We start from the raw sequence: 11862 nt of genomic DNA on the forward strand, positions 1-11862 counted from the left end.
CGTTATTCTGCGCTTGTAATTTTTCCTATACCAGGAAGACGAGATTGAGGAGATCATGAAATCAAATGCTTTGCGATCTCCTCAATCTGCGACTCTAGGATGAAACATTAAGATCTTTACGGATTCGAATTTTCTTTCTGCTCAGCAGGAGAGGTTGGCTCTGTCTGATTTTCGGTAGGTTGCGATTTCGCATCTTCTTTCGAAGGGACTTGCTCTTCCTGCGATTTCGATTGGTCCTCAATCGTTTTTTGTCTTTCTATGCTTGCAGGAGGAGAAGATCCTGCGGCTCCAAAATAATATCCAAACCCGAAAACTCCGGAACCTTCGCTATATACGTATTGGTTCCCGCCGTAGTGACGGTTGACGGATGCTCCTTCCAATTCCAAGTAAAGAAAGCTCTGTTGAAAATTGATGCGAACGCCTAGTTTTGCATATCCTCGTATTACGGACTGTTTCGAACCGATATCGGCGATTCCCGCACCGATCCCAATATATGGATCGAATTTGGCTCCAGGTTTTAGGTGAAATGTAGGTCCAAAATCCAAGAAAGTCTTTGAGAATGTGATTTGATCTACTTTGGCGGCGGTGTACAGAGTGTAGCCGAAACCTTCTGGAGCTCCGGCTCCCGCAGATAGAATATATGCCGCAAAGAATTCTGTGTTTTTATCTGAAGGAACAAAATAATTCGCCCGATTGATCCCAAGTTCGAAGCCCCAGTTTTTAGGATTGTATTCAAAAGATCCGCGATAAGAATCGGATCTTCCCGAATTTCCATATTGGTATTCTGCTTGGCCAAACCCAATGCCGAGTTTTATCGTGTAGGGAGATATTTGAGTTCCATCTCCGATCAAATTATCAGCACTAAGGGAAGAGGGCGCAAAGCAGAGAACGGTTAAAGTAAAAAGTAAAATTGAATTGTATATGTATTTTAGAATTCTCAATTGCTCGTCGCCTAACGTTTCCTCGTTTTTGCCATTCTATACGAGGCTATTATATTTCCATCTTTCTTCTATCTTGACGAGTAATTCATTTCCTTAATATAGTACTTCTACAATAAGGCCTGGACATTTCTTTGGACTTCTTTTCCTCTCTGACCCAACTATTCCTGAATTACGGAGGGCTTAGCCTTCTTCTAGTTTCCTTTGCTGCCGCTACTATCTTGCCTTTTAGTTCCGAAGCCGCCTTGATGGGAGCGATCTGGTCCGGACTTCCCGCTGCGGAAGCGATTCTTTGGGCCTCTATTGGAAATTGTGGAGCCTGTGCATTCAACTATGGACTTGGTTACTGGTTTGGAAAAACGATCGAGACCAGGATCGCCGAATCTAAGACGTATTCCGCTTGGGCAGAAAGAACGGGCCGTTGGGGATATTGGGTGCTTCTGTTTTCCTTTTTGCCATTTGTAGGAGATCCGATCACGGTTCTCTCCGGTTTCTTTCGCCAAAAATTTTGGATCTTTGCATCGATCGTTTTCAGTTTAAGGATATTAAGATACATTGCCTTGGTATACGGCCTCAGCTTGTAATATTACAGAATACAAGAATTTAATTTGAAGAGTTCTCTTTCGGTGAATAAGCCATCTTCAGGTTCGTAAAAAAGTTTTTACGAAATCCTCCGAAGCCTATTTAATGACCGAACTTCGGTTGTTTAGAAAATTTTTTCCAAACAGATTTGCTTCCTATTAGTCTATAATAAAGTTCCTGGTCCGCTTTAAATGGGACCAGTACGTCGGATACTTTTTTGAAACGAACTCTTACTAAAAAGAAAACTTCCAAGAAAATTACTCCTCGCAAGAAACAAAAGTTGGCCATTGTGGGCACAGGCATTGCAGGAATGGGCTGCGCTCATTTCTTGCAGAATGATTTCGATCTTTCCATTTTCGAAAAAGGGGATTATATCGGTGGTCACACGAATACGGTGTTTGTAAAGGAAGAAGGGGAGAACCTTCCTATCGATACTGGATTCATTGTATTCAACCATGTTACTTATCCGAATCTGAAACGACTTTTCGAAGAACTGGATGTTCCTACTAAGAAGACGAGCATGTCTTTCAGTGTGCAACATGTCCCGGATAACCTCGAATTTTGTGGTTCGGGCTTGAACGGTCTATTCGCTCAGAGAAAAAATATATTTAACCTTCGATATTTGCGCTTACTCTTGAATATTAATAGATTCAATGAAGAAGCTCCTAAAATACTAAAAGACCCCAAGTACAAAGACTATTCCTTATCGAGATACGTAGACGAAGCAGGCTTTCATCCGGATCTATTGACATACTATTTAGTGCCCATGAGCTCCGCAGTTTGGTCTACTCCGGAAGATCTGATGCTGGAATTTCCGGCGTATTCTTTGGTCCGCTTCTTCTTGAACCATGGATTTTTAGGGCTGAACACCCAACACCAATGGTATACGGTGCATGGCGGATCCATAGAATATGTTAAGAGGCTCACTCAACCGATCCACAAGAGATTTAAGATCGGATCCGCTGTCCAAGGAGTAGAGACTGTTTCCGGAGGGAAGGCGAAACTGCTCTTTAAAGGCGGAAGATCGGAAACCTTTGATAAGGTAATACTTGCCTGTCATGCGGATACTTCCTTATCCATATTAAAGAAACCGAATTCCTTACAGAAGGAACTCCTTTCTCAATTTAAGTACCAGGAGAATATCGCGACTCTGCATACGGACGATTCTGTTATGCCTAAGACCAGGTCCACCTGGTCCTCTTGGAATTATAGAATGGACGAAATTGAAGGAAGGATCTATCCGCATACGATCTATTGGATGAATAGCCTGCAGGATGTTTCTAGGAAAAAGGATTATTTTCTATCGATCGGGGATCCCGGAAAGATCGATCCTAAAAAGGTCCTTCGTAGGATCCGATACGAACATCCTTTATTTCACGTGGGTTCTTTAAAGGCGCAAGAGCGATTATCGGAGCTGAACGCAAAGGGCCCCGTCTATTTTTGCGGCAGCTATTTTAGATATGGATTTCATGAAGATGGGCTTTGGTCCGCGAGAAATCTGTCCGAGCAATTACTTGGTAAAAAGGTATGGGACTAAATTCCAAGATCATAGAAGCCAAGGTAATGCATGACAGAAGCGTTCCGAAACGAAATCGCTTTCGGTACGGGATCTTTACCTTTCTACTGGATCTGGACGAGTTGGACGTACTGAACGATCGTTCGCTTTTGTTTGGAAAGAATAAATTTCGGACCTTCTCCTTTTATGATTCAGACCATTTGTCTTTTGGAAAAGAGGGTCTCAAGGAAAATTTTTTAGAGTACATTCGGGGACAGGGAGTCAAAGAAAAGGTAGAAAAGGTTACGCTAATCACCAACCTGAGAGTCTTCGGTTACGTCTTCAATCCCGTCTCCTTCTACTTTGCAGAAGGGCCGAATGGAGATCCGGTCTGCGCTCTCGCAGAGGTTGGCAATACGTTCGGAGAAATGAAATTGTACTTCCTGGGAAAAGAATCCCTGGAACAAAAAGGATTTCGAAAGAGAGAAGAGAAGTTCTTTTACGTTTCTCCCTTTGTTAGTTTGGATTCGGAGTTTGATTTTTATTTAAATCCTCCTTCCGGAGAAAGGATCAATTTACGCATCGACGCCTTCGAAAAAGGAGAGAGGGTGATGGTGACTACGTATACCGGAAAGGCGCGAGAACTAACCGATCCGAATTTGTTATGGATGTTCTTTAAGTATCCCTTCGTGACTTTGAGGGTGATCGGACTTATCCATTGGCAGGCTTTCCTTCTTTACCTAAAAAAGATCCCCTTTATCAAAAAAGATGATGGGCAAGATCAACAAAGAGGATTGCATCTTGGAAGGCGATAATCTAGTAAAAGTAGAAACATTACAAGGATCGACTAGTTCTGCAATTGGAGGATATCGTTTTTATGAAAGGATATTCTTTGCAGCTTTATCACGAATGCAAAGAGGCTCCCTTCGGATCTTATTTCCTGATGGAGAACAAAGATATTTAGGGGATCCTAATTCTTCCGAGGCTTCCGAATTTCACCACGCTATCATTCAAGTAAAAGACAGAAGATTCTTTAAAAGATTGGTTCTCTACGGAGATATAGGTCTCGCGGAATCGTATATGGACGGGGACTGGGATACGGATGATATTAGAGCTATCATTTGCTGGTTTCTTTTGAACGTGGAAGAGGCGCCTTCTGTTAGCGGGTCTCAAAAAAGCTTTTTGCATCTTGCCTTCATGAATCTGGGAAATCGTCTTCTTCATTTATTTAGGAGCAATTCTCTCAGAGGAAGTAAGAAGAATATAGTGGAACACTATGACCTAGGAAACGAGTTCTATAAGAAGTTCTTGGATCCTAGCATGACGTATTCCTGTGCTTATTTTCAGGAAATGGATCGTAGCCTAGAAGAGGCTCAGATTGCAAAGATAGAGAACCTATGCAAGAAGTTAAGGCTAAAGTCGTCGGATCATCTCTTGGAGATAGGAACGGGTTGGGGCGCCTTCTCCACATACGCCGCATCTAAATACGGATGCAAGGTTACTTCCTATACGATTTCTGAAGAGCAGTATAAATTTGCTGTAGAAAAGATCAAAAGCATGGGCTTAGAAGATCGGATCGAAGTGAGACTGAAAGACTATAGAAAGGTCGAAGGTTCTTACGATAAGATCGTTACCGTGGAGATGTTGGAAGCGGTAGGCCACGAATACTTCGAGGATTTTTTCTCTATGTGCAACCGTGTGTTGAAAAAGGACGGGTTGATGGCACACCAGATCATTACTTGTCCGGATCCTAGATATGATTCCTTTAGAAAAGGTATAGACTTTATTCAGAAGCATATTTTTCCGGGATCGCTTCTTCCTTCGATCGCACGTATCAATCAGGCAGTGAATCGGACGAGTGATATGTTCCTATTCGAGTTAGAGGATATAGGTCGTAATTACGATAAGACCCTGATGAGCTGGCAGAAAGGATTCGAAGAGAATCTTTTCTCTATCAGAGATATGGGTTATAGCGAATCGTTTATCAGAAAATGGAGATATTACTTTTCATATTGCGCGGCTGCGTTTTATATGCGTAATATCAGCGTAGTACAGGTCGTGTATACTCGACCAAATAATCGCGGGCTGAATCCTCTGTGATCGACTCAGAAACTCAAAAGAAAGAAACCAAGCCTTCCTTCCTTGCAAAAGCAAAGGATCGTATTCTAGAAGAATTGAAGACAGGCACCAGTCCGGAAAAGATCGCACTTTCCTTGGCTCTGGGTGCTGCCATTGGGGTCTTTCCGGTTATCGGGACTACCATGGCATTATGTGCGGTACTAGGTTTTCTTTTAAGACTGAATCCTGTGTCCATTCAGATCGCAAATTACGCTGCATATCCATTTCAAGTTTTTCTAATCATTCCTTTCTTAAGATTGGGATCCTATCTTCTCGGAAAAGAGATCGATCTTGGTTGGGCATATCGATTGGCAGAAGGAGATACCTCCCAAGTGATCGATGGCCTTTCTCGTTCGGCAGGTTATGCGGTCTTAGGTTGGACAAGCACCGTGCCTTTGGCCGCGTTTTTATCATATTTTTTGTTCCTTCTCCTAATCAGAAAAGTGAACGGCATCATTCGAAAATAAATCGGACCGGAGAGTTCTATGTACGAAAAAGCCCTATCTTTGATGTTCACAGCCTGGGTAGTCGTTTTTTTTCTAATGAGTCTTCTTTGGTTGATCGGAAAGATCATCCACAATTACGCGATCGTAGACGTTGGTTGGGGACTTTGTATCTCCACGATAGCCATCGTTTACTTTCTTCTTGGAGACGCTTACTCTGTTAGAAAGGCCATCTTTGCCTTCATGGCAACGGTTTGGGGTTGGAGACTTTCTTATTTTATATTTACGACCCGTGTCTTAAGCGGACATGAGGATGCAAGATACGCCGCCTTCCGTAAGGATTACGGGGATAAGGTAGATATAAAATTCTTCACGAATGTATTTCAGTTCCAAGGGGTCCTAGGAGTTCTCTTGAGCCTTCCGTTTTTATTCCCTGCCCTTAACCCTTCCGTTGTGACTGAGCCTTTAGAGATCGTCGGACTGATATTGTTTACATTGGGGCTACTCGGGGAATCGGTTGCAGATTTTCAATTAGCCGAGTTCAAGGCAGATCCGACAAACCAAGGCAAGGTCTGCGATGAAGGACTCTGGAAGTATAGTAGACATCCTAATTATTTCTTTGAATGGATAATTTGGATCTCCTTCGGACTCGTCTCTCTGGCGTCACCTTGGGGATGGATCGGATTAATTTCTCCTTTCATTATGTACATTCTTCTTACCAAGATCACCGGAGTTCCATTGAACGAAGTTGGTCAATTGAGATCCAAAGGAAGACTATATGAAGAATATAAGTCCAAGACCAGCTCTTTCTTCCCTTGGTTCCCTAAGAAATAAGTCCATTAGAAATATGGAAAGGACTGATCTATGAGACTTATTTATTCCTTAATGGAAAAAGATCTATTTCCGGACTGGCTAATCCGATTTAGGATACGTCAACTTCTTCGCTTACGATTGAAAGAAGAGGAGAAGGGGAACTTAGAGGCGAACCAAGAGCATTTGATCGCGTATGTGAATTCTCTCAAGAAATCTCCGATCGCGGTCCATACTTCCGCTGCGAACGAGCAACATTACGAAGTCCCTGCGGCCTTCTTTCGTTTAGTAATGGGAAAGCATATGAAGTACAGTTGCGGGCTCTGGACTTCTCCCGATGTCAGTTTTGATGAATCCGAAAGGGCCATGCTGCAACTGAGCTGTGATCGCGCCAAATTAGAAAATGGGATGAGCGTTTTGGATCTAGGCTGCGGCTGGGGCTCTCTATCCTTGTATATCGCAGAGAATTATCCGAAATGCAAGGTCACGGGAGTTTCCAATTCAAAGAGCCAAAAAGCATTCATAGATTCAGAGGCAAAGAAAAGAGGTTTAAAAAACCTGAATATTTTGACCATGGATATGAACGTATTCAAAACAAGCCTTAAGTTTGATCGGATCCTTTCCGTAGAAATGCTCGAGCATATGAAGAACTACGAGCTTCTTTTTGAAAGACTATCGGGTTTCCTAAAACCGAAGGGCTTATTCTTCGTTCATATATTTACGCATAAAAAGTATGCCTATCCGTTTGAGGTGGTGGATGATACGGATTGGATGGCCAAGTATTTCTTTACGGGAGGGCAGATGCCTTCTCATGATCTTCTTCTATACTTTCAAAAAGATTTCTTGATCCAAGACCAATGGGTAGTGAACGGCAAGAATTATGCGCTTACCTCGGAAGCCTGGCTTGCAAATCAATATAAGAACAAGGATGAGGTAATGAGGATCCTTGCGGATACATATGGAAAAGATCAAGCGATCAAATGGTTCGTGTACTGGAAAGTCTTCTTTATGGCCTGCGCAGAATTATGGAAATATAATAAAGGAGAAGAATGGATCGTCTCCCATTATCTCTTTCGTAAAAGGTAGTATAAATAGAGGTTATCTATTCTCGAGAAAACTAGAATGGGTTGTGTATTCCTGCGATTCGATCCGCAAACTAGGCTTTCAATCCGGTGTATAAGAACTGGATCAGGTCCTTAGTGATCTTTCTTGCCTGCGTTATCTCGATACCTCGGAACATCATCTGCTGGCCTGATAATAATACCGCGACTCCATGAGCCATTGTCCAAGCAGAGGTGGCTACTTTTTCCGCATTTCCTTCCGGGATCAACTTTGTTTTTTGGCAATCTTTGATTATCTCAACGATGATCTGAAATGTTTCGTCCTCGGTTTTGATTAGAGAATCGTATTTTAAATGGCTTTCGATCTGGTTTCCGTACATGATGCGGAATAAATCGGGGTTCTCTAATGCGAATTCCACATAGGAAACTCCGGATTCCCGAAATAGAAGTAGGGGTCTCTTCTTGTATTTTACTCTTAGTTTCTTTTGTCTTTCTGCAAGTAATCTAAACCCCTCTTCTGCGATATCCGCATATAAGGATTCCAGATCCGGATAATGTCGATAGGGGGCGGATTGGCTAACTCCCGCTAGGGTTGCGGCTTTTCTGAGGCTGAGCGCCTTGTATCCTTCTTCCTTTAAGATCCTAATGGATGCGTCTATTAAGGCCCTTTTTAGGTCTCCGTGGTGGTAGGAATTTTTTTCCGGTGGATTTTTCATGTTGACAGTTATTACATCTACGGCATTGATTAACTTATTCAATGTGTTCAGTGTTCACATTAAAAAAGTCTCGAGGTTTTGTCAATGAATATAGATCAGATAGACGACCAATATGATATCATCTTCATCGGTTCAGGGATGGGGAGTCTTTGCACCGCCAGCCTTTTGGTCCAACATGCCGGCAAGAAAGTCCTAGTCTTAGAAAAGCATTTCCAGCCCGGAGGATTCACTCATGAATTCCAGAGAAAGCAGGGCAAGTATCATTGGGATGTGGGCATTCATTACGTAGGCGATATGCATGAGGGAGGTCTTTGCAGAAGGATCTCGGATAAGATTACCCGAGGACAACTCGCTTGGAAAAGATTGCCTGAACCATTTGAACGCTTGGTCTTTCCTTCTAGAAACTTTGATATCTACGGCGATCCGGAAAAATTCAAATCGGATCTGATCAGCCAATTCCCGGAGGAAGAGGAAGCCATAGAGAAATATCTCAAGGATATCAAACGGACCTCCGCGCTTTTCGGAAAGGCGATCATGATGAGGCTTTCTCCTCCGCCTTTAGATTCGCTGACCGGACTTTTGGGAGAAGGGAACGTGGTAACTCTCAAGGATTACTTCGATAAGAATTTCAAGAGCGATGAACTGAAGGGAATTCTCGCTGCACAGTGGGGAGATTACGGTCTTCCTCCTTCTAAAGTTGCTTTTGCGATGCATGCTACATTGGTTCAGCACTATATTAACGGTGGTTATTATCCGATAGGAGGCGCCGGTAAGATCTTCGATACGATAGAGCCTATCCTACAAGAAAAGGGCGGGGCAGTGCTTTCTTCCGTAGAAGTGAAGGAGATATTGATCCAGGACGGAAAAGTTGCCGGAGTCAAGGCAAAGGCACTGAGAGGAGAAGGTCATGAAAGAGACTTCTTCGCGCCGATCGTGATCTCTTGTGCGGGAGCTTATCCTACGTATACTAAATTGATCCCGGATACCTATCCCATCGCTTTCAGAAAGGATCTAAAAGATTTTTATAATAGAGAAAGAATGACTACAAGTATCTGCCTCTATCTCGGTCTTTCCGAGAGTCCGGCAAAGCTTGGTTTTAAAGGAGAGAATTATTGGATCTTCTCTTCCAGCGATCACGATAAGAATTTTTCCGAAAGGAACGATTGGTTTTCCGATACTGGAGAGATCCCGAATCTCTATCTTTCCTTTCCGAGCCTAAAAAATCCGGAGGCCAAGTCCCATACCATGGACGTGATCACCTTTACGGATTATTCTAATTTTGCGGAATGGAAGGACGAACCTTGGAAGAAGAGGGGAGAAGATTATAAAAATCTAAAGGAGAAGATCGTCAATCGTATCCTTTCCACTTTGGAGCAGAGATTCCCAGGTCTTTCCAAGATGGTAGAATTCTCCGAACTTTCTACTCCGATTACGAATGAACATTTTACTTCCCATCCGGACGGAGCGATCTACGGCCTGGCCTGTGTTCCTGAAAGATATAAGAAGGAAAAATGTCCTTGGTTCGATGTCAGAACTCCAGTTGAAGGTTTGTATCTCACCGGTGCGGATGCCGCCTCTCCTGGAATTGCTGGCGCGATGATGGGTGGCTTGGCGGCGGCCCTGGCTGTGACCGGGAACGCGGATTTGCTGAGAGAGTTGAGGAATTAAGAAATCTTAATGAAAGAGATTTCTTTCTATACTACGAGCCTTCTTTTATCTCCTGTGCTTCTATGGCAAGGGCTGAAGGCTCGCAAAACAATTCCTCGTCTTCCGGATGCTTCCGGTCCTGATTTCGGGGAATTACCTGGTGCAGATCCGTTTTCACTCTTGGTCTTAGGAGAATCTACCGTTGCAGGGGTAGGAATTCCGGATTATAAGAGTTCTTTGACCGGTCAGATCGCTTCCGTTCTCGGAAGTAAGAGTGGTCGAAAAATTCTTTGGAAAGCGATTGGAGAAAGTGGGATCACTTTGAAAGAGGCAAAGGAGAAGTTTGGATCTCGTTTGCCCGAATCTTCTCCAGACGCGATCGTAATTGCTTTGGGTGCGAATGACGTTGTGAAATTGAATACTCAGAAAAGATGGTCTTCTGAGCTGCAAGATCTGATCGATATTTGCAAAAGCAAGTATTCGGATACTCCTATCTTTATCGCAGGTGTACCGCCGCTAGGAATTTTTCCGTCTTTGCCTTCGACCATGCGATTTGTTCTAGGATGGAAGGCGCGACTTTTGGACCAGGCTTCTTCTTATCTTTCAGCGAGACTAGAGAATGTATTTCATATTCCTATGAGAAAGCTCAGCTCCATTTCTGCTGAAGGGATCTTTTGTTCGGATGGGTTTCATCCTTCGATAAAAGGATGTTCTATTTGGGGAGAAGAGATCGCGGATTCTATTTTAACTGTGTATAACAAGCGATTTTTTTAGGGAACAGTTCGGCAAAATTTCTACTATGCAATATTTGGATTTTCTGATATAGCGGGAACGCGAACCCACGGGCCACACCCCCCACCCAAGAAAGGGTGGGGCTACCCTGCTAGCATTTGATTTGAAATTTGACTTCACTTTGTTCAGTCACCCATTGGGAATCTCGCTTCCTATGGGTCGTTCGATTGGGCGGGACCCTTTCTCAGTAATTCAACTTAAGGATCCGAATTTCCTTTTCTTCGAATCGCAAAGTTTCTTTCAACTGATTGAATCTCTCCACGGAGAAATGAGAATCCGGAGATCTGAGTTCCTTCTTCAATTTTAGGACTTCTTCGTAGAGATCCAGAAGTTCGAGAGTATTTCCTTTTGCCTCTTTAGCATAAAGGCTCTTGAACATGGTTCCTATGCGAGAAGGGATGTCCGAGTTTACGATCTCTGCAACGCCCAGATCCTCTATATGACGGAACATCCAATTCTGCAAATAAACCGCGAGGAGTCTTTCCATGCGGACCACGTCTTCCTTGGTGTTTCTTGGGACTATGCCCTTGTAGAATCTATAACGTTTTCTTAAATACTTTCCCGCACTCACTGAGTCGATCTGTTCGGACTTAAGTTTGTCCCATTCTTCTTTGATGATCGGGAAATATTCGGAGCCGAAATAAGGCTCTCCTAATTCGCAGATATGGATGGCTCCCGGATCATAACTCTTCATTCGAGTTCGGAACCCGTCCCAGTCCGCCGCCAGAAGATTGACCTGGCCTTGGGATTGCAATGGCTCCATGGCACGATTGATCTCGCGGATAAAATTCCCTTTGAGCTGGTCGGAAGGATCAGCCAACACTAGGAAATTGAAGTCGGAAGATTCGTCACCTTCTCCCCTTTGTCTTGAACCAAAAAAGATGAGTTCGAACGGCTTTAGGGAAGAGACGCTTGAGAGATTTTCTTTAATTCGTTCCATATCTCGATTGTTCGACCGCGCGAAGGGAGAATTGGAAGTAAGATTATTCAAAGAACAAACGCATTCTGGAAAGATTTTCCAAAATAGCTTTGTAAGCCCGATCTCTATCTTCCGGGTCTCCGAATGGAAGCGATTTTACGTGGTTGAAGTCATGGTAGGTGATCTCAATAGAGTTCGCCGTCAGATTCTTTTTAATGGAGGATATATAGTCCAAATTAATGACTTCCGTGTCCCCCAATTTCAGCCACATTATTGCTTTTTCCCTGAGCCCTCGTCCCCGCCGGATAAAATACTTTCTCGGTACAATTCGGTCAAGAAAA

General features: G+C 43.4%; 13 protein-coding genes. 9 read left to right on the forward strand and 4 right to left on the reverse strand.

The genetic code is table 11. The annotated features are described in order from the left end of the window. Window positions 1-116 precede the first annotated feature (116 nt). Window positions 117-941 (reverse strand): hypothetical protein, encoded by an 825-nt coding sequence (locus tag EHO57_RS08190; protein ID WP_135646575.1) that lies wholly within the window; start codon window positions 939-941, stop codon window positions 117-119. A 125-nt stretch (window positions 942-1066) separates the two neighbouring features. On the opposite strand from EHO57_RS08190, the gene EHO57_RS08195 reads away from it, so the two are divergent. The 7 genes from EHO57_RS08195 (at window position 1067) to EHO57_RS08225 (ending at window position 7472) form a co-directional block, all read left to right on the forward strand. Then, window positions 1067-1522, forward strand: coding sequence for a YqaA family protein (locus tag EHO57_RS08195; RefSeq protein ID WP_135646576.1), 456 nt, complete (start codon window positions 1067-1069; stop codon window positions 1520-1522). A gap of 215 nt (window positions 1523-1737) precedes the next feature. Further along, the gene (locus EHO57_RS08200) at window positions 1738-3057 is read left to right on the forward strand and encodes an NAD(P)/FAD-dependent oxidoreductase (RefSeq protein WP_135646577.1); all 1320 of its coding nucleotides are present in this window, start codon (window positions 1738-1740) and stop codon (window positions 3055-3057) included. Next, window positions 3048-3830 carry a DUF1365 domain-containing protein gene (locus EHO57_RS08205; RefSeq protein ID WP_135646578.1) on the forward strand — a complete coding sequence of 261 codons (783 nt, stop codon included), beginning with the start codon at window positions 3048-3050 and terminating at the stop codon, window positions 3828-3830. The genes EHO57_RS08200 and EHO57_RS08205 overlap by 10 nt, the downstream gene beginning before the upstream one ends. Then, complete coding sequence (locus EHO57_RS08210; RefSeq protein WP_135646726.1) at window positions 3817-5115, forward strand: SAM-dependent methyltransferase; 1299 nt, start codon at window positions 3817-3819, stop codon at window positions 5113-5115. Before EHO57_RS08205 ends, EHO57_RS08210 begins: the two co-directional genes overlap by 14 nt. Next, window positions 5112-5600 (forward strand): DUF2062 domain-containing protein, encoded by a 489-nt coding sequence (locus tag EHO57_RS08215; RefSeq protein ID WP_246050611.1) that lies wholly within the window; start codon window positions 5112-5114, stop codon window positions 5598-5600. The genes EHO57_RS08210 and EHO57_RS08215 overlap by 4 nt, the downstream gene beginning before the upstream one ends. Before the next feature lie 18 nt (window positions 5601-5618). Next, the gene (locus EHO57_RS08220) at window positions 5619-6410 is read left to right on the forward strand and encodes a DUF1295 domain-containing protein (RefSeq protein ID WP_135646579.1); all 792 of its coding nucleotides are present in this window, start codon (window positions 5619-5621) and stop codon (window positions 6408-6410) included. Window positions 6411-6440: 30 nt separating this feature from the next. After that, on the forward strand, window positions 6441-7472 hold the full coding sequence (locus EHO57_RS08225; RefSeq protein WP_135646580.1) for an SAM-dependent methyltransferase: 1032 nt from the start codon (window positions 6441-6443) through the stop codon (window positions 7470-7472). A gap of 70 nt (window positions 7473-7542) precedes the next feature. Here EHO57_RS08225 and EHO57_RS08230 read toward each other — a convergent pair whose 3' ends face one another. Next, window positions 7543-8163, reverse strand: coding sequence for a TetR/AcrR family transcriptional regulator (locus tag EHO57_RS08230; RefSeq protein ID WP_135646581.1), 621 nt, complete (start codon window positions 8161-8163; stop codon window positions 7543-7545). A gap of 84 nt (window positions 8164-8247) precedes the next feature. On the opposite strand from EHO57_RS08230, the gene EHO57_RS08235 reads away from it, so the two are divergent. Together EHO57_RS08235 and EHO57_RS08240 are read left to right on the forward strand one after the other, a co-directional pair. After that, entirely contained in the window at window positions 8248-9831 is a 1584-nt protein-coding gene (locus tag EHO57_RS08235) for a phytoene desaturase family protein (protein WP_135646582.1), read from the forward strand. 9 nt (window positions 9832-9840) lie between these two features. Next, window positions 9841-10584 (forward strand): SGNH/GDSL hydrolase family protein, encoded by a 744-nt coding sequence (locus EHO57_RS08240; RefSeq protein WP_135646583.1) that lies wholly within the window; start codon window positions 9841-9843, stop codon window positions 10582-10584. A gap of 202 nt (window positions 10585-10786) precedes the next feature. On the opposite strand, the gene EHO57_RS08245 is transcribed toward EHO57_RS08240, so the two are convergent. Further along, a complete protein-coding gene (locus EHO57_RS08245; protein WP_135646584.1) occupies window positions 10787-11542 on the reverse strand; it encodes a hypothetical protein in 756 nt (251 codons plus the stop codon). Window positions 11543-11585: 43 nt separating this feature from the next. After that, window positions 11586-11792: a hypothetical protein gene (locus tag EHO57_RS08250; RefSeq protein ID WP_135587370.1), complete on the reverse strand. Its 207-nt coding sequence runs from the start codon at window positions 11790-11792 to the stop codon at window positions 11586-11588. Window positions 11793-11862: the final 70 nt, after the last annotated feature.

This window comes from Leptospira langatensis (genome assembly GCF_004770615.1).
Lineage (GTDB): Bacteria > Spirochaetota > Leptospiria > Leptospirales > Leptospiraceae > Leptospira_B > Leptospira_B langatensis.